Raw genomic sequence first — 17136 nt, 5'->3', positions numbered from 1 at the left:
TCGTGAAATCGGTCCGTTTCATCATAGCATCTGAGCCTTTCGCGCGTACCCGCAGCGGGCCGTGGGCGAGGGCTGCGAGTAGCGCATGGGCAGTGTGCTCAGCTCAGATGAGTTTGCCGGGAAACTGGCTATCCGGATCCTGCATGGCGAGACGCTGGCGATCCATGAAATCGCGCAGTGTATCGATGCCGCGCAATTGCAGGATCGTGTTGCGCACGGCGGCTTCGACCAGCACCGCGAGGTTGCGGCCGGCCGCAACCTGGATCGTTACCTTGCTGATGGGCAGCCCCAGTACGTCGACGGTTTGGCTCTCCAGCGGCAGCCGCTGGAACTCGCCGTCAGGACGGCGCACCAGTTGCACGATCAGCTTCAGCTTCATTTTCCGGCGCACGGCGGTTTCACCGAAAATCGTCTTGATGTCGAGCAGGCCGAGGCCACGCACTTCCAGCAGATTCTGCAAGAGCGGCGGGCAACGACCTTCTACGAAGTCCGGACCGAGGCGCACGAAGTCCACGGCGTCGTCGGCGACGAGGCCATGGCCGCGGCTGATCAGTTCGAGGCCAAGCTCGCTTTTGCCGAGGCCCGAGTCGCCGGTGAGCAGCACGCCCATGCCGAGGATGTCCATGAACACGCCGTGCAGCGTGGCGCGTGGCGCGAGAATGCGCGACATGTAAAGACGCAGGCTGTCGATCACCGCGGCCGCCGACATTGGCGTGGTGAATAGCGGTGTGGACGAGCGCGTGCAGCGCAGCACCAGTTCCGGCGGCGCGGCAACGCCGCCTGCCACCACCAGGAACGGCGGTTCCAGCGCGATCAGCTCGGCCATGTGGCGCGAGCGGTCTTCGTCGGTCTGGCGTTTGTAGTAGTCGATTTCGGCGTCGCCGAGCACCTGGATCCGGTTCGGGTGGATCAGGTTCAAGTGGCCGACGAGGTCGGCGCTCGACGTGGCATTCGCGACCGATTCCGAAGAAAAGCCGCGTTCCCAGCCTTCATGCCCCGTCAGCCAGCTCAATTTCAGCGTGGCGGCGTTATCGTCGAAAATGCTCTGGGCGTTGATGCTGGACGTATCCATGAGTCAGTGACTCCAGTGTTGGCCGCTTGCCGGACACAGCGCTGGCCGCGCTAACGCGGGCCGTGAGCCGGGCCTGGCTGTACCCGCACGCGCCCGGTTGGGCGTGCAGATAGGCGGCGTGCGGATAACCGCCGCTGCATCAAGGTTGCCACTGAGTGAGCAGGCGATGCAATGATTCGCGGTCTTCTTCCGTATGCAGGCGCTCGCGTGCCTCGCGATCGGACAGCAGTTGCGCGATTTCCGAAAGAATTTCGAGGTGCTGCTGCGTGGCCTGTTCGGGCACGAGCAGGAAGATGAGCAGCGAAACCGGCTGACCGTCGGGCGATTCGAAGGGAATGGGTTCGGCCAGGCGGACAAATGCGGCGAGCGGCTGCTTGAGCCCTTTGATCCGGCCGTGCGGAATCGCGACGCCTTCGCCGAGCCCCGTGGATCCGAGGCGTTCGCGCGCAAACAGATTGTCTGTGACCGTGCTGCGGGCGATGCCGTTCTGGTTCTCGAAGATCAGGCCCGCTTGCTCGAACACGCGCTTTTTGCTGGTGACCGATAGTCCGACGACGACGTTCTCGAGGGGAAGAAATTTGGCTAAACGATTCATGTTGACAGGCGAAAACGTGGCCTGGGTTCTCCTCGCTGGGGCGTTTGATTGGCGTTCCATTCGTTTGATGCTCACGGCGACGTACGTCGGAGTCCGAAAGCACAGGACTCCGGCAGACCGCCTTTGTGCGAGCTAGACCCCGATGGTAACCGGAACATTATAGAACAGGGCGACGGCCTATGGTGCGGCGCGCCATCAATGCGTAATAGGTTCTTTCTTCGGGATTCGCAAACGCGGATCGCAATGAAAGCCCCAACGAAAAACCGCCCGGATGCGGGCGGTTTCGGGCAGGCGAACTGAAGCAGTTCTTGTGAATTCGCTTACTGCGGCGGCACGTCCAGTTGCGGTGCCGGTTGATACTTGATCGCTTCGTGCTGATGGCCTTGCAGGCGATCCTTGTGGCGTATCACTTGCCGGTCAAGCTTGTCGATCATCAGATCGATCGCAGCGTAGAGGTCGCTGTCGCAGCTCTCGACAAAAATGTCTTTGCCCTTCAGATGCAGGTTGATTTCAACCTTTTGCCGCTTTTCCTTTTCCTTGTGGTTGTCGACCGAGAGGACCACACTGCCGTCGATGACCTGATCGAAATGTCTTAGCACCCTATCCAATTTGGAGATCACGTATTCGCGCAACGCAGGCGTAACTTCGAGGTGGTGTCCACTGATCTGCAGATTCATAGTGCTTCTCCAAGCTAGTGGCCGCTTGTTCCGCACGATGACGAAGGTCCGGTCGATCTGTCGGCTTGCCTGAGTCGCCCCCCGGTGACTGACTTCTGGCAGGTCGCATCGGCCGGCCTGTCCGCCAACTTGCGGAGCGGCCGGTAAATGCCCGCCACGGAAGGCGACGGGCTACAGAGACTTGCGCAGGTTGACTGCCGGGATTCTGAGCGCTTCGCGATATTTCGCCACGGTGCGCCGTGCGACCACGAAGCCCTGTTCCGCCAGCAGTTCGGCTATGCGGCTGTCTGAGAGAGGCGTTTTTGCGTTTTCCGCTCCTATCAGTTGCTTGATGAGCGCGCGAATGGCTGTTGAAGACGCCGCGCCGCCCGTATCCGTCGAAACATGCGAACCGAAGAAGTACTTGAACTCAAGCGTCCCAAACGGGGTGAGCATGTACTTACCGGTTGTCACACGCGAGACAGTTGACTCGTGTAGGCCCAGCGTATCAGCAATTTCCCGCAAAACCAAGGGGCGCATGGCAATTTCGCCATGCACAAAAAAGCTCTTTTGACGCTCGACAATGGCTTGCGCGACCCGCAGGATTGTTTCGAAACGCTGCTGAATATTCTTGATCAGCCAGCGCGCTTCCTGCAGTTGCTGGCGCAACGAACCGCTGCCCGGATCGCCCCGGTTATTGCGCAGAATGTTGGCATACAGGTGGTTGATGCGCAGCTTCGGCACCACCTCGGGATTCAGTTCGGCCTGCCAGCCCTGGGCGGTTTTGCGCACCATGATGTCCGGCACGACGTAGTCCGCCTCGGGTTTGCCGTATGCAGCGCCGGGGAACGGTTCGAGCGAGCGGATCAGCGCGTGCGCGGCGCGCAGGTCGTCGTCGCTGGCTTTTAAATGCTTGCGCAGACGCGTGAAATCGCGCGCGGCGAGCAGTTCCAGATAATGGGCAACGATGTCGAGCGCCAACGCGCGCGTGGGCGAGGGCTCGAGCCGCAACAATTGCAGCTTGAGGCATTCGGACGCGGAGCGCGCACCGACGCCGGCCGGGTCGAAGCTGTGCAGCAGCGCGAGTGCCGCGTTCAGCTCGTCGAGATCGACTTCGAGTTCTTCGGGCAGGTCCGCGAGCACTTCTTCGAGAGTGGCGGCAAGGTAGCCATCGTCGTCGAGCGACTCGATCAGGAAGGTGACAAGCGCGCGGTCGCGCTGACCGGCCTGGGTCACGCGCAATTGCGCCATCAGGTGGTCACGCAGCGAAGTACTCGACTCGTGAATTTGCAGCGGCGGCAGGTCGTCGTCGTCGGAGGCGTTGCCGGAGCGGCCGTAGTCGTCGAGGTTCCATTGCGACGCGTCGCCGTTGCCGTCGCCGGCAAGGCCGTTGTACTCGTCCACACTTTGCGGCTCGCCGCTATCCGAGCGCTCGCTACTGCTTGTGGACGATGACGAGCCGTTGCCGCCCATCTGGTCGGGCGGCGTGGCCGAGCCGGGCGCCTGCGCGATCAGCGAGCCGTCGGCCGCGACGCGAAGCGGGCTCGCGATCCAGTCGTCCTCGTTTTCGAGCAGCGGATTCTGCGAGATCGCCGTTGCCACTTCCTGCTGCAGTTCGAGCGTGGACAGCTGAAGCAGCCGGATGGACTGCTGCAGTTGCGGGGTCAACGCAAGATGCTGCGATAGGCGAAGTTGGAGGCTGGCTTTCATGGCAAGTTCAGATTCATTGTAGAGAGTTTGCCACGACCGCGATACCTTGCGAATTCGCAATTACATATGCGTCCGCTTCCGGCGGCGCCGGGGCGCGAGCCGCCCCGCTCGAACACGCACAGGACAACGACCGCAAACGGGCGGCAGCGCGCGGCGCCGCCGTTTCCCGGTGCGCTTACATGCGGAAATGCTCGCCCAGATAGACGCGCCGCACGCTTTCGTTTTCGATGATTTCGCTCGGCGCGCCGGCCGCGAGCACGCTGCCGTCGCTGATGATGTACGCGTGATCGCAGATGCCGAGCGTTTCGCGCACGTTGTGATCGGTGATTAGCACGCCAATATTGCGCTGCTTCAGAAATTTGACGATCTTCTGGATTTCCAGCACCGCGATCGGGTCGACGCCCGCGAACGGTTCGTCGAGCAGAATGAAGCTCGGGTTGGTGGCGAGCGCCCGCGCGATTTCCACCCGGCGGCGTTCGCCGCCCGACAGCGAAAGCGCCGGGTTTTCACGCAGATGCGCGATTTGCAGCTCGTCGAGCAGCGCTTCGGTACGGCTCGTGATCGCCTCTTTGGACAGGCGCTTGCCGTTTTCCTCGTGCTGGAGTTGCAGCACCGCGCGAATGTTTTCCTCGACGGAAAGCTTGCGGAACACGGAAGCTTCCTGCGGCAGATACGAAAGCCCGAGCGAAGCACGCTTGTGGATGGGCAGCAGGCTGATCGACTTGCCGTCCAGGTCGATTTCGCCGGCGTCGAGCGGCACGAGGCCGACGATCATATAGAACGACGTGGTCTTGCCCGCACCGTTCGGGCCGAGCAGGCCGACCACTTCGCCGCTTTTCACATCGAGAGAAACGTCTTTGACGACCGTGCGCGAACCGTAGCGCTTTTTCAGATTCCGTACGACCAGCGAACTACTGGTGCCGGCCGGCTTGCGATGGGGGAGGGACGCGGAGGTACTCACTGATTCGGCGCTCCCTGAATCGTGGTGGACGGCGCGAGCGTGGCCGACGCGCCGTTCAGCGGCGCGGCGCCGCCGTTGCGCGGCGACAGCATGGCGCGCACGCGGCCGGTCGGGTTGCCCGGGCCGGCAACGTCCTTGCCTGCCTTCGCGGTATAGAAGTCTTTCTGGCCGTCATAGGTGATGACGCTGCCGTGCACCTGGTCCATCACCGTCGAAAGGCCTTGCAGGCGCTTGACGGTTGCATTCGTGGTGAGCGTGGTCAGATCCTGCTTGCCGTCGTAGTCGATACGAACGGCCGTGCCTTCGATGTATTCGTCGAGGCCCTCGCGCTTCTGGCGGAAATACGACAGGTTGGCGCCGCTCGACGTGCCGGTCGCGTACTGATAGCCCTGCGGGTCTTGCGTCACTTCGACACGGTCGGCCTTGATCACGATTGTGCCCTTGGTGGCGACCACATGGCCGGTGAAGATGTTGACCTGCTTGAGGTCGTCGTAAGTCATGTTGTCCGCTTCGATGTTGAGCGGCTTGTCCTTGTCGGCGCGGTCCGCGTGCGCGAGCGGCGCGAAGCCGGCGAGCGGCAACGCGACCAGCAGCGCAGCGAGTGCGGCGCGGCACGCGGACAGGGTGCGCGAGCGGCCGGTATCAAAACGGGGGAACGATTCGTTCATGCAGTCACGCCTGGAATGGATTTACCCGGGTTGCTTGGGCGAGCTGCCGCCGGCGTCGGACGCGGCGATGGCGCCTTTCACATTGCCGAAGAGCTGCATCACCCGGGTGACGTTGTTGTAATTCATGCCGCTGGCAGTCATCACGGACATGCCGCGCTGAAGTTTAACCGGCTTTTCTGTCTCGATCACATCGTCGTTCACGAGCACGCGGAAATGCTCGGAATCGGCCTGCATCTGCGGATCGCCATAGCCTGCCGAGCGCAGGATGCGGGCGTTGCCGTACAGGTCGACGATGGACGCGTCGCCGTTCACCTTGCCTGTGTCGCCAGTCGCGGTAACAACCGGCTTGCCCGGCTGGAACGCGCGCATGGCGGGCTTGACCAGATCGCTGAGTTCGTCGTCTTCGTAGTGAATCAGCGACTGCGCGGTCAGGCGGTACTGCGTCGAGCCCGACTGATCGAGTTCCGAAACCGAGAAGTTGTCGGCGAAGTAGTCCGGCGTATGCTCTTTGGGACGCACCGCGCCTTCGTTTTGCCGCGGCAGCGTGGCTTGCAGCAGCCACCACGTGATGCCCGCGAGGGCGGCCATTGCGACGAGCGGAATGAGCGAAGTGAGGCGAAACTGGTTATTCATCCGACGAGGCCCCGCTGTTCGCCGCTACAGGCGGCCGCGAGCAGCGCCTCGTACTTGTGCTGCGCGCGCAGCAGGGTGTCGCACACTTCGCGCGCTGCGCCGTGACCGCCGCGCGCCTCGCTGACCCAATGTGCCCGTGCGATCACCTCAGGATGCGAATTGGCCGGCGCCGCCGCGAAGCCCACCTTCAGCATTACGCCGAGATCGACCCAGTCGTCGCCCATGTAGCCGCATTGTTCGGCGCTCATGCCGGTGGCTTGAAGCAGGTCCGCGAAGGCTTGCGGCTTGTTATCGACGCCCTGATACACGTGGGTGATATGCATTTCTTTCGCGCGCGCCGCGACGATGCCCGACTTGCGCCCGGTGATGATCGCGGTTTCAATGCCGGCCTGGCGCAGCAGCTTCATGCCGTGGCCGTCCATGGAATTGAAGCCCTTCATCGTGTCGCCTTCCGCCGTGAACAGCAGGCCGCCGTCGGTCAGCACGCCGTCGACGTCGAAAATCATCAGCTTCACGCGGCTCGCGCGTTCGGTAGCGGTAGGGGGCGCGACGGCCATCAGATCACCTTCTTCGAGAACAGGTCGTGCATGTTGAGCGCGCCGATCAGCTTGCCCGCTTCGTCGACGACCAGCATCTGATTGATGCGATGCCGCTCCATCAGTTCCACGGCTTCAACCGCGAGATGATCCGGACCGATGGTGCGCGGGTCGGCCGTCATGACGGCGGCGATGGACAGCGCGCGGAAATCGCCGTCGCGCTCGAGCACGCGGCGCAAGTCGCCGTCGGTGAAAATGCCTTTCACGCGGTCTTCGCTATCGACGATTGCGGTCATGCCCATGCGCTTGGCAGTCAACTGGAAGAGCGCATCGCGCACGGTTGCCTCGGGCGTGACCTTTGGCACCTGGTCGCCGGTGCGCATCACGTCGCTCACATACGTGAGCAGACGCCGGCCGAGCGCGCCGCCAGGATGCGAGCGCGCGAAGTCGTCGCGGCCGAAACCGCGCGCGTCGAGCACCGCGACCGCAAGGGCGTCACCGAGCGCGAGCGCCGCGGTCGTGCTCGCGGTGGGCGCAAGATTCATCGGACAGGCTTCTTTGGCGACGCCCGAATTCAGATGCACGTCGGCGAGTTTTGCAAGGCTCGACGACGGGCGTCCGGTCATCGCAATGAGCTTGGCGCCAAGCCGTTTGATGAGCGGCAGGATAGCCACCAGTTCTTCGGTTTCACCGGAATTGGATAGCGCGAGGAATACGTCGTCGGCGGTAACCATGCCGAGGTCGCCATGGCTTGCTTCTGCCGGATGCACGAAGAACGCCGGTGTGCCCGTGCTAGCGAGCGTGGCCGCGAGCTTGCGAGCCACATGCCCCGATTTGCCGATGCCGGAGACGACCACGCGCCCACGGCAACCCAGGATGAAGTCGACCGCCCCGACGAAGGCGCCGTCGAGTTGATCGCGAAGCGCGCGCACGGCGTCCGCTTCGATGTCGAGCACGTCACGAGCGAGCGCAAGTGCCCGGTCGCCATTGATTTTCGCTATCATTCGCGAAGTATAGCAAAGGCGTCTGTTCGCCGCGCCGGGCCTGCTGTGCAAAGCTGCAGCCTTCATCGCCTTCTTTATCGCCCCCTATAACGGCCCCTCAACCTTGTTGCACGGCCTCTGGCGTGCACGGTTCCGCTGACGAACGAGGACGCTTCACCCATGCGTTTTTGCCGATGATTTCCCCGCTGGAAATGACGCTCTTCCTGCTGCTGGCATCAGTAGCGGGTGTGGTGATCTTTCGCTTTCTGAATCTTCCGCCGATGCTCGGTTATCTGACCGTCGGCATTGTTGTCGGCCCGAATGCGCTCGGCCTCGTGCCCGATTCCGTCGGCGCGCAGAACCTCGCGGAATTCGGCGTCGTGTTCCTGATGTTTTCCATCGGCCTCGAGTTTTCGCTCGCGAAGCTGCGCTCCATGCGCCGCCTCGTCTTTGGCCTTGGCCTGTTGCAGGTGCTCGGCACGATCGTGGTCGCGGTGTCGCTCGGCTTCATGTTCGAGCGCTGGGTGCACATCAAGTGGCAGGCGAGCATTGCGCTCGGCGGCGCGCTTGCCATGTCGTCCACGGCGATTGTCAGCAAGATGCTCGCGGAGCGCCTCGAGATCGAGACCGAGCACGGCCGCAATATCTTCGGTGTACTGCTGTTCCAGGATCTCGCGGTGGTGCCGCTCCTGATCATCATTTCGGCGCTAGGCGGCGATTCGAAGGACCTCGTCAGCGCGCTCGGCGTCGCGGCGATCAAGATCGTCGTCGCGTTGTCGCTGCTGCTGATCGTCGGGCAGCGTTTCATGACGCGCTGGTTCAACGTGGTCGCGCGGCGCCGCTCGCAGGAACTGTTCATTCTCAATCTGCTGCTCGTCACGCTCGGCGCAGCGTTCATCACCGACAAGTTCGGCCTTTCGCTCGCGCTGGGCGCGTTCATCGCCGGCATGCTGATCGCGGAGACGCCGTATCGCCATCAGGTTGAAGAAGACATCAAGCCGTTTCGCGACGTGCTGCTCGGGCTCTTCTTCATCACCACCGGCATGCTGCTGAATCCGCTTGTGATCTGGCAGCATCCGTTCATCGTGCTTGGTTTCCTGATCGGGCCGACCCTGCTCAAGGTCGTAATGATCACCGGGCTTTCGCGTCTGTTCGGCGCGTCGCCGGGCGTCGCAATGCGCACCGGCATCGGCCTCGCGCAGGCCGGCGAGTTCGGCTTCGTGCTGCTGAATCTGATTCTCGACAAACACCTCGTCGACGCCACGCTGTTGCAGGCGATTCTCGCGGCGATGCTGCTCTCGATGCTCGCCGCGCCGTTTATGATCCAGAACGCCGACCGTATCGTGCTGCGGCTGTCGTCGACCGAATGGATGATGCAGTCCCTGCAGATGACGCGCATCGCCACGCAGAGCCTCAAGCAAAGTGGCCACGTGATCATTTGCGGCTACGGTCGTTCCGGTCAGAACCTCGCGCGCATGCTGGAGCACGAAGGTTTGTCGTATGTCGCGCTCGACCTCGACCCGGACCGCGTGCAGGCGGCCGCAGCCGCGGGCGAGTCCGTTGTGTTCGGCGATGCGGGGCGGCGCGAGTCACTGCTCGCGGCCGGCATCCACCGCGCCGCGGCGATCGCCATCACGTATGCGAATACGCCCTCGGCACTGCGCGTGCTGCACAACATTCACGAACTCGAACCGACTTTGCCGGTCATCGTTCGTACCGTCGACGACGCCGATCTGGAAAAGCTGCTGGCCGCGGGCGCGACCGAGGTGATTCCGGAGATTGTGGAAGGCAGCCTGATGCTCGCGTCGCACACGCTGGTGGTGATGGGCGTGCCGATGCGCCGCGTGGTGCGCCGGGTGGAGGAGATGCGCGACGAACGTTATGCGCTGCTGCGCGGCTACTTCCACGGCGCGGACGACATGGACGACGACGACGGCCACGAACAGGTGCGGCTACAATCGGTTCCGGTCGACGAGAATGCGGACGCGGTCGGCCGTACGCTGGCGGATCTGGGCCTTTACGAACTGGGCGTGGAAGTGACGGCGATTCGCCGGCACGGCATTCGCGGCGTGGAGCCGGATCCGTCGACCAAGCTGCGTGCGAGCGACATTGTGGTGTTGCGCGGCTTGCCCGAGCAACTGGCGCAAGCCGAGGAACTGCTCTCGAAACACCGCCGCGCGGGCGCCGCCGCAGCCTAGCCAATGTGCGGCACGGTTCGCCCGGCCGCCGCTGATTCAGCTTTTCATTGGACCTTGCGGGGTCCATCCGGAGACATCATGTCAAACGCGCCTGCGAGCGCGCCGCTCGACGCGGCCGACTACATCAAGAGTCACATTCGCACCGTTCCCGACTGGCCGCAGGCCGGCGTGCAGTTTCGCGACATCACGCCGCTTCTGCGCGAGCCGAGGTCGCTGCGTGTGCTGATCGACCTGTTCGTGCAGCGTTATATCGACGCCAAGCTCGACTACATCGCCGGGCTCGACGCGCGCGGCTTCATCATCGGGCCGATTCTCGCTTATGAACTGAACCTCGGTTTCATTCCGATCCGTAAGGAGGGCAAACTGCCCTACAAGCGCGCGTCGCAATCGTATGAGCTCGAGTACGGCACGGCCACCGTGGAAATTCACGAGGACGCCTGCAAGCCCGGCGACCGCGTGGTAATCATCGACGATCTGATTGCGACCGGCGGCACGATGATGGCCGGCAAGATTCTGCTCGAGCGGCTCGGCGCGGTGGTCGTGGAAGGCGCGGCCATCATCGACCTGCCCGAGCTCGGCGGCTCGAAGCTGCTCGCGGGCGGCGGGTTGCCGCTCTATACGGTGACGAGTTTCGCGGGCCATTGAGAACCATGCCCAACTTCGCGCTATTTCTCGCCACGTCGATCGCAATCACGATGGCGCCCGGTCCGGACAATCTGCAAGTGCTGGCGCGTGGCATCTCGCAGGGCCGCGCCGCGGGTCTTGTCGCGGCGCTCGGCTTCGCGGCGGGCATCACGTTTCACACGACACTGGCCGCGCTCGGCGTGGCCGCGCTGCTGCGCTCATCGCCGCTCGCGTTTCACGCCATCAAGCTGGCCGGCGCCGCCTATCTCGTGTGGATCGGCATCAAGGCGCTGCGCAGCCAGGGCCTCGCGAGCGCTCACGAACGCGCGCCTCAACCGTTGATGACCGTGTTCCGCCAAAGCGTGCTCGGCAATCTGCTCAATCCGAAAGTGACGCTGTTTTTCGTTGTGTTTCTGCCGCAATTCGTGCAGACCGATGGTTCACAAAGCGGCGCACAAAGCGTGACCGTGCAGATGCTCGAACTCGGTGCGCTCTTCATGTTGCAGACGCTGGTGGTGTTTTCGCTGTTTGGCGTCTGTGCGGGGATGATCGGCGCATGGTTGAGGCGTCGCCCGCGCGTGGGCGTGTGGCTCGACCGTCTTGCCGGCGCCACTTTCATCGCGCTCGGAATTCGCGTCGCGTTGCGCGATTGAAGGAGCGATTGGTTTATCACATGCGCTGACTGTCGCGCGTCGCCGAAAGTCTGGAGTATTGAATGAGTTTGCCTTGCCTCACTGCCGCACGCCGCTTCGATGTCCGCGCGCATCTGCCGTTCTGGATCGACGCCGAGCAGGTCGGCTGGATCCGTTCGGGCGACGTGCATCTGCTCGCGCGCTGGCCAGACGTGTTCGAGATCGGCGACACGCGCGTCACACTCGCGCCGGCCTTCAATACGATCGATCTGCGCAGCGCGGCGCTCGGTTCAGTGATCGGCGCGCTGGCGGCCGAGGGGCGCATTCCCGGCTGGCGCAACGAGACGTACGCGATCCGCAACGCATTCGACGCGCGGCCGCTCGCATACATCGAGCGTGCGGCGTCGCGCTTCTTCGGCACGATGACCTACGCGGCGCATCTGAACGGCGTCGTAGAATACGCGAACGGTGGAGCGCCCTCTGGCGGAGCGCCGGGCTTGTGGATCGCGCGCCGCAGCGACACGAAGGCAACTGATCCGGGCATGCTCGACAATGTGGTGGCGGGTGGAATCGGCTGGGGCTTCAGCGTGGAGACGACGATCGTCAAGGAGTGCTGGGAAGAAGCCGGCATTCCCGAAGAGATCGCCGTGCGCGCCGTGGCAGGCCGCACCGCGCATGTGCTGCAATCGTTGCCGGAAGGCACGCAGGCCGAGCAGATTTTCATCTACGACCTCGCGTTGCCGGCTGACTTCGCGCCGCGCAACCAGGACGGCGAAGTGGGCGAGCACCGCCTTGCGCGCATCGACGAAGTGGCGCGCTGGATCGAGGAAGGCGCGATGACCGTCGACGCGAGTATCGCTACGCTTGACTGTCTGCTGCGCCGCCGCTGGATCGACGAAGAGGCGTGCGCGGGCATCGAAACCCTGTTCGCGCCTCCGGTGCTGACGGCACGCGCGCCGTAACGCCCGAGCCGCGCAGCATGCAGCAACACGAACAAACCACGCATTGAAGAAGGGAGTCACCCAGGTCATGTCGACCGATCACAGCTTTATTCTCAAACTGTCGTGCGCCGACCGGCCCGGCATTGTTCACGCCGTGTCGGGCTTTCTGTTCGAGCGCGGCAGCAATATTCTCGACTCGGCGCAGTTCGGCGACAGCCGCACCGGCGAATTCTTCATGCGCGTGCATTTCCAGCAGGTGGGTGGCGATCCGGGCCTCGAGGCGCTGCGCGCTTCGTTTGCAACGCTCGCCGAGCAGTTCGGCATGAGCTGGGAGATGCACGATGCATCGGTGAAGCCGCGCGTCGTGATCATGGTGTCGAAGATCGGTCATTGTCTGAACGACCTGCTGTTCCGCTACCGCACCGGTCAGCTGAACATCGACATTCCGGCGATCATCTCGAACCACAAGGAGTTCTATCAGCTCGCCGCGAGCTACGATATTCCGTTCCATCATTTCCCGCTGCTCGGCGGCACGCCTGAGGCAAAGGCCGCGCAGGAAGCGCGCGTGCTCGAAGTGATCGACGAACATCAGGCCGATCTGGTCGTGCTCGCGCGCTACATGCAGATTCTGTCGCCGAAGCTTTGCGAAGCGCTCGCGGGCCGCGCGATCAACATTCACCACTCTTTCCTGCCGAGCTTCAAGGGCGCGAAGCCGTATTACCAGGCGTTCGACCGCGGCGTGAAGCTGATCGGCGCAACGGCGCACTACGTGACGACCGATCTGGACGAAGGTCCGATCATCGAGCAGGAAGTGGAGCGGGTGGACCACAGCATGACGCCGGAGCAGTTGACGGCGATTGGTCGCGACGTCGAATGCGTGACGCTCGCGCGTGCGGTGAAGTGGCACGTCGAGCATCGCGTGGTGCTGAACGGAAGCAAGACGGTGGTGTTTCGCTAGAAGCGGGCGCGGGCCTTTGCGGCGGTTGCGTGGGCGCGCTGCCGCGGCGAAGGTTGATGGCAGAACAGGCGGCGAGTTCACCAGCGGGCGCTTTGGTTCAGCTTGCCGGTGGCGGCTGCTTATAGCGCCGGCTCGCCTCGGCTGCGCTGCCTACTCGTGGCCCACGTCTGCTCATTCCACCGCGATCTCTCCGCGTGGCCGCTCCGGCGTTCTGGCGGCCTCGCGCGTCACCGAGGCTTTCTCCCTCTTTTGCATCTTCTGCGTCTTCTGCGCCGGGCGGCGGCGCGCGTTCAGCTTCCTCAGCCAGATCAGCAGTCCCGTCGCGCTCAGCACGGCGACTGCGATGCCGACCGCGCTGATCACGATTCGTCCGCCGATACCAAGGATGCGTCCCGAATGCAGCGGGTATTGAGCCTGCATGAAGATGTCGCCGGCCGTGCCCTTGCCGGGAATCTGCTTGCCGAGCAGCTTGCCGGTGGCCGCGTCCCAGTACATCCACGGGTTGCCGAGGCCTGTGTCGCCGTGATCGTTGCCGGTCTCGAAGAAGCCGACGCCGTACGCATGCACGAATTCGGCATAGTAGATGCCGCCCGGCGGCACGGCGATATGCTGCGCCTTGCCGGCTTCTTCGGCGATCTGGAGGATGCGCTCGCGACTTAGCACGCCGTCGCCGGGTTGGGGCGCGCGAGCGATCCCGGGGTTGTTAATCGGGTCCGGCGTGAGCGTCGAAAACATGGAGACGATGGGACGCACAACCGGTGCGGCGAGGTTCATCGACACCGAGGTCAGCGCGACTATCAGCAGCAGGCCCCAGATCCATACGCCGCCCGAGCGGTGCAGATCGAAGGTGAGCGCATAGCCGCCGCGCCCGAGGCGGAACGCGAACGACTTGCGCCACGACCTCAGGCTCGGAAACGACAGCCACAGCGCAATCACGCTATCGAACAGCCAGATGATGCCAACCACGCCCATCAGCCAGACGCCAACGTCGACGCCGCCGGTAAACGGCAAATGCAGCGTGTAGTGCAGCTTGTAGATGAACGGAATCAGATTCAGCCGCGAGACGGAGAAGGCGCCCCATTCGCGACGCCCTTGCACTTCGCCGGTCGCGGGGTCGACCGCGATCTGGTTGAAGTCCAGCTTGTAGGGCTCGCGCGTGGCGGGATTCGTGCGCGGCAGCACCATCATCTGCAGCGTGTGACCCGGCTCCGCGGCGAGCGGCAAATACGTCACTTGCACGCGCGGATCGGCGGCTTCGACGCGCCGCGCGAGCTCCAACCCTGGCAACGCCGGTCCCGCCGTGCGCGCCTTGAAGAACGACGGGTTGAGCGCGGCGTCGAGTTCGTGATCCCACGCGATGATCGCGCCGGTCAGCCCCGCGACGAACAGAAACAGCGCCGTGGCTACGCCGAACCAGCGATGCAAACGAACGAGCTGACCCCTCATGAGCAGGCCGGCGGGACGAAACAGGACTGAGGACGATGTGTCACTGCAAGCGGTCAAAACGGAAATAGGAATTGTTCGCATCTTATGCGAAGCGCGTCGCATGCCGCAAGTTCCTCGAAAGGTCTGCGCTGATGATTGCGCCTTCGCTTGTCATCGCCTCTGAAGCGCCGGCCGCGCAAGGCGCGGCTAACTGCCACCAAGTCACACTGCGACAAACTGTCGCACCTCGAAGCTGACAATCCGCATAAATTTTTGGCATTATTCCGTCCCGTATAAATGGGAATGATTCTCATTTGATGGGTGAATCGCGAGACGGAATAACAAATGAACAAGCACAGCGGGGTAGCGCGTCCACGGAAAACACGCGGGATGCGGAAATTGAACTGGGCCGCGTGTCTGGCGCTGACTGCCTCTCAAGCGGCGCTGGCGCAGGAGGCGTCGCCTGAGCCGGCCGCGACGCCGGTCGCGGCGTCGGCTTCCGCGGACGGCGACGGCAAGGCGCTGCCGACCGTGAAGGTCACCGCCGCGCAGGACACAGCGCAGCATCTGAAAGAGGACGTGGGCAGCGGCGCGCTTGGCAGCCGCTCTCAGCTCGACACGCCGTTCTCGACCACGGTCGTGACGAGCGAAGAGTTGCAGGATCGCCAGCCGTCCAAACTCGGCGACGTGTTCGCCACCGACGCCTCCGTGTCCGACAACGGCAACGCGTACAACGCGTGGTCCACGTATCTGACGGTGCGCGGCATGCAACTGGACTGGCAGTCGGGATTCAAGATCGACGGCATGCCGTTCAACAGCTACGGCATCACGCTGCCGTACGAACAGCTCGAAAAAGTAGAGTTGCTCAAAGGCTTGACCGGCTTCATGTACGGCTTCGGCGCGCCGGGCGGAGTGGTCAACTACGTGACAAAAAAGCCGCCCGTTTCGACGACGCCCGTGCGCAGCGTCGACATCGGCTATTACACCGACGGCGTATGGACCGAGCACGCAGACCTGGGTGGCCGCGTCGGCCCTGACGGCATGTTCGGCTATCGCCTGAATGCGACGCATGAGGAAGGCAAAACTTATAACGACGGCAATGTGCGGCGCGATTCGGTGTCGGTCGCGCTCGACGCCCGCCTCACGCGCGACCTCAAGGCGACGTTCGGCGCGTTGTACCAGGAGCGCCATTCCACCGGCATCACAGGCTCGATTTCGACGGCGCAATACACCGGTACGAGCCTGCCGCATACGATAAGCGGCGGCACTGGCGACCTTTCCGGTCCGGACCAGCATCTGAACACGAACCTGCAGCTCTACACGGCGGGGCTTCAGTACAACCTCGGCGACGACTGGACGCTCAACGCAAGCTACAGCTACAGCAAGAGCTCGCGCGATCGCAACGAAAGCACCTACTACCTGTTAAACGGCGCGGGCGATTACACCGACAGCCGTTTCGCCGGAAAGGAAGGGCATCAGCTGAGCTTGTGGCAGGTGTCGGCGGAAGGACGCGTGAAGACCGGGCCGCTTCTGCATCAGCTCGTGTTCGGTGCGGCGTATCAGCGTCAGACGAACGACTACGGCGCCAACAGCTTCTTCGGTCAGATCGGCACCGGCAACATCTATCAGCCGAACACCAATACGTTCGACAGCGCGTCGAACTACTACACGTACCGCGACAGCGACATCACGCAGAAGGCGCTCTTCGCGAGCGATACGATCCAGTTGACGCAGCGCTGGTCGGTGCTCGGCGGCGTGCGCTACACAAACTACGAGCAGCACGGCTACTCGACCACCGGCGCAACGACGTCGACGTACAGCCAGAACGGCGTGGTCACGCCGACCGTCGCGGTCATGTTCAAGCTCGCACCGACCACGACGTTGTACACGAGCTACGTGGAGTCGCTGGAGGCAGGCACAGTGGTCGGCGACACCTATGCGAACCGCGGCGAGCTGCTCAAGCCGTTGCGCAGCAAGCAATACGAAGTGGGCATCAAGACCGGGCACTCGCGCTGGAGCGCGACGGCCGCGCTGTTCCGGATCGAACGCGGCGCGGCGTACGCCAATAGTGCGAACGTCTATACGCAGGACGGCGAGTCGATTTTCCAGGGCATTGAGATGGGCGGCGACGTGCGTCTGGGCAGCCACTGGAACGTGGGCGGCGACCTCATGTGGATCAATACGAAGTACGAACGGGGCGCGGCCAATAACGGCAATCGCGTGGCGGGCGCGCCGCAGTTCGTGGTCGCCGGCCATGCAACTTACTCGGTGCCGTACGTGCCGGGTCTGCGCATCGGCGCCGATGCCAAGTTCACCGGCAATACCAACGTGCGGCCGTCGGCGAATCTGAACGCGCCGGGCTATATGCTGGTGAATCTGGGGGCGAGCTACGCGACGCGAATTGCAGGCTATGACGTGACGTTTCGCGCCGCGATCGATAACCTGCTCAACCGCCGTTACTGGGAATATCAGTATGCCGACTATGTGACGCCGGGCGATCCGCGAACATTGTCATTGAACGCGCGCATCGACTTCTGAGGACGA

At 63.3% G+C, this 17136-nt stretch carries 16 protein-coding genes; 6 read left to right on the top strand and 10 right to left on the bottom strand.

The window, feature by feature from the left end:
• Positions 1–103: 103 nt before the first annotated feature.
• The 9 genes from hprK to kdsD all read right to left on the bottom strand — a co-directional run bounded on the left by hprK (position 104) and on the right by kdsD (position 7835).
• A complete protein-coding gene (gene hprK, locus A3AC_RS0105690; protein WP_006048029.1) occupies positions 104–1072 on the bottom strand; it encodes an HPr(Ser) kinase/phosphatase in 969 nt (322 codons plus the stop codon).
• Positions 1073–1211: 139 nt separating this feature from the next.
• A complete protein-coding gene (locus A3AC_RS0105685; RefSeq protein ID WP_013337958.1) occupies positions 1212–1727 on the bottom strand; it encodes a PTS sugar transporter subunit IIA in 516 nt (171 codons plus the stop codon).
• A gap of 260 nt (positions 1728–1987) precedes the next feature.
• Positions 1988–2344, bottom strand: a complete 357-nt coding sequence (gene hpf, locus A3AC_RS0105680; protein WP_006048027.1) for a ribosome hibernation-promoting factor, HPF/YfiA family — start codon at positions 2342–2344, stop codon at positions 1988–1990.
• Positions 2345–2515: 171 nt separating this feature from the next.
• Positions 2516–4033, bottom strand: coding sequence for an RNA polymerase factor sigma-54 (locus A3AC_RS0105675; protein ID WP_025597831.1), 1518 nt, complete (start codon positions 4031–4033; stop codon positions 2516–2518).
• Positions 4034–4208: 175 nt separating this feature from the next.
• Positions 4209–4994 (bottom strand): LPS export ABC transporter ATP-binding protein, encoded by a 786-nt coding sequence (gene lptB / locus A3AC_RS0105670; RefSeq protein ID WP_025597830.1) that lies wholly within the window; start codon positions 4992–4994, stop codon positions 4209–4211.
• Entirely contained in the window at positions 4991–5662 is a 672-nt protein-coding gene (gene lptA, locus A3AC_RS0105665) for a lipopolysaccharide transport periplasmic protein LptA (protein WP_025597829.1), read from the bottom strand. Before lptA ends, lptB begins: the two co-directional genes overlap by 4 nt.
• A gap of 21 nt (positions 5663–5683) precedes the next feature.
• Positions 5684–6295: an LPS export ABC transporter periplasmic protein LptC gene (lptC, locus tag A3AC_RS0105660; protein ID WP_025597828.1), complete on the bottom strand. Its 612-nt coding sequence runs from the start codon at positions 6293–6295 to the stop codon at positions 5684–5686.
• Positions 6292–6852 carry a KdsC family phosphatase gene (locus tag A3AC_RS0105655; protein WP_025597827.1) on the bottom strand — a complete coding sequence of 187 codons (561 nt, stop codon included), beginning with the start codon at positions 6850–6852 and terminating at the stop codon, positions 6292–6294. The genes lptC and A3AC_RS0105655 overlap by 4 nt, the downstream gene beginning before the upstream one ends.
• Positions 6852–7835: an arabinose 5-phosphate isomerase KdsD gene (gene kdsD / locus A3AC_RS0105650; protein WP_025597826.1), complete on the bottom strand. Its 984-nt coding sequence runs from the start codon at positions 7833–7835 to the stop codon at positions 6852–6854. Before kdsD ends, A3AC_RS0105655 begins: the two co-directional genes overlap by 1 nt.
• Positions 7836–8008: 173 nt before the next feature.
• Here kdsD and A3AC_RS0105645 point away from each other — a divergent pair, with 173 nt between their 5' ends.
• The 5 genes from A3AC_RS0105645 to purU all read left to right on the top strand — a co-directional run bounded on the left by A3AC_RS0105645 (position 8009) and on the right by purU (position 13167).
• A complete protein-coding gene (locus tag A3AC_RS0105645; protein WP_025597825.1) occupies positions 8009–10012 on the top strand; it encodes a monovalent cation:proton antiporter family protein in 2004 nt (667 codons plus the stop codon).
• Between the two features lie 78 nt (positions 10013–10090).
• On the top strand, positions 10091–10657 hold the full coding sequence (locus A3AC_RS0105640; protein WP_025597824.1) for an adenine phosphoribosyltransferase: 567 nt from the start codon (positions 10091–10093) through the stop codon (positions 10655–10657).
• A 5-nt stretch (positions 10658–10662) separates the two neighbouring features.
• Positions 10663–11289 (top strand): LysE family translocator, encoded by a 627-nt coding sequence (locus tag A3AC_RS0105635; RefSeq protein WP_025597823.1) that lies wholly within the window; start codon positions 10663–10665, stop codon positions 11287–11289.
• Positions 11290–11351: 62 nt separating this feature from the next.
• The gene (locus A3AC_RS0105630) at positions 11352–12230 is read left to right on the top strand and encodes an NUDIX hydrolase (RefSeq protein ID WP_025597822.1); all 879 of its coding nucleotides are present in this window, start codon (positions 11352–11354) and stop codon (positions 12228–12230) included.
• Positions 12231–12297: 67 nt separating this feature from the next.
• Positions 12298–13167 (top strand): formyltetrahydrofolate deformylase, encoded by an 870-nt coding sequence (gene purU, locus A3AC_RS0105625; protein ID WP_025597821.1) that lies wholly within the window; start codon positions 12298–12300, stop codon positions 13165–13167.
• A gap of 171 nt (positions 13168–13338) precedes the next feature.
• On the opposite strand, the gene A3AC_RS0105620 is transcribed toward purU, so the two are convergent.
• A complete protein-coding gene (locus tag A3AC_RS0105620) occupies positions 13339–14613 on the bottom strand; it encodes a PepSY-associated TM helix domain-containing protein (protein ID WP_025597820.1) in 1275 nt (424 codons plus the stop codon).
• A 369-nt stretch (positions 14614–14982) separates the two neighbouring features.
• Between A3AC_RS0105620 and A3AC_RS0105615 the strand changes: the two genes are divergently transcribed.
• Positions 14983–17130, top strand: a complete 2148-nt coding sequence (locus A3AC_RS0105615) for a TonB-dependent siderophore receptor (protein ID WP_442856463.1) — start codon at positions 14983–14985, stop codon at positions 17128–17130.
• The last annotated feature ends 6 nt before the right edge of the window (positions 17131–17136 follow it).

This window comes from Burkholderia sp. WSM2230, from assembly GCF_000472445.1.
Lineage (GTDB): Bacteria > Pseudomonadota > Gammaproteobacteria > Burkholderiales > Burkholderiaceae > Paraburkholderia.
This window is presented reverse-complemented; position numbering and strand designations above follow the sequence as displayed.

What these genes read in the sequence shown, in the direction of transcription:
- hprK (WP_006048029.1), bottom strand. Translation starts at nt 1,072, where the DNA reads ATGGATACGTCCAGCATCAACGCCCAGAGCATTTTCGACGATAACGCC.
- A3AC_RS0105685 (WP_013337958.1), bottom strand. Translation starts at nt 1,727, where the DNA reads ATGGAACGCCAATCAAACGCCCCAGCGAGGAGAACCCAGGCCACGTTT.
- hpf (WP_006048027.1), bottom strand. Translation starts at nt 2,344, where the DNA reads ATGAATCTGCAGATCAGTGGACACCACCTCGAAGTTACGCCTGCGTTG.
- A3AC_RS0105675 (WP_025597831.1), bottom strand. Translation starts at nt 4,033, where the DNA reads ATGAAAGCCAGCCTCCAACTTCGCCTATCGCAGCATCTTGCGTTGACC.
- lptA (WP_025597829.1), bottom strand. Translation starts at nt 5,662, where the DNA reads ATGAACGAATCGTTCCCCCGTTTTGATACCGGCCGCTCGCGCACCCTG.
- lptC (WP_025597828.1), bottom strand. Translation starts at nt 6,295, where the DNA reads ATGAATAACCAGTTTCGCCTCACTTCGCTCATTCCGCTCGTCGCAATG.
- A3AC_RS0105655 (WP_025597827.1), bottom strand. Translation starts at nt 6,852, where the DNA reads ATGGCCGTCGCGCCCCCTACCGCTACCGAACGCGCGAGCCGCGTGAAG.
- kdsD (WP_025597826.1), bottom strand. Translation starts at nt 7,835, where the DNA reads ATGATAGCGAAAATCAATGGCGACCGGGCACTTGCGCTCGCTCGTGAC.
- A3AC_RS0105645 (WP_025597825.1), top strand. Translation starts at nt 8,009, where the DNA reads ATGATTTCCCCGCTGGAAATGACGCTCTTCCTGCTGCTGGCATCAGTA.
- A3AC_RS0105640 (WP_025597824.1), top strand. Translation starts at nt 10,091, where the DNA reads ATGTCAAACGCGCCTGCGAGCGCGCCGCTCGACGCGGCCGACTACATC.
- A3AC_RS0105635 (WP_025597823.1), top strand. Translation starts at nt 10,663, where the DNA reads ATGCCCAACTTCGCGCTATTTCTCGCCACGTCGATCGCAATCACGATG.
- A3AC_RS0105630 (WP_025597822.1), top strand. Translation starts at nt 11,352, where the DNA reads ATGAGTTTGCCTTGCCTCACTGCCGCACGCCGCTTCGATGTCCGCGCG.
- purU (WP_025597821.1), top strand. Translation starts at nt 12,298, where the DNA reads ATGTCGACCGATCACAGCTTTATTCTCAAACTGTCGTGCGCCGACCGG.
- A3AC_RS0105620 (WP_025597820.1), bottom strand. Translation starts at nt 14,613, where the DNA reads ATGAGGGGTCAGCTCGTTCGTTTGCATCGCTGGTTCGGCGTAGCCACG.
- A3AC_RS0105615 (WP_442856463.1), top strand. Translation starts at nt 14,983, where the DNA reads ATGCGGAAATTGAACTGGGCCGCGTGTCTGGCGCTGACTGCCTCTCAA.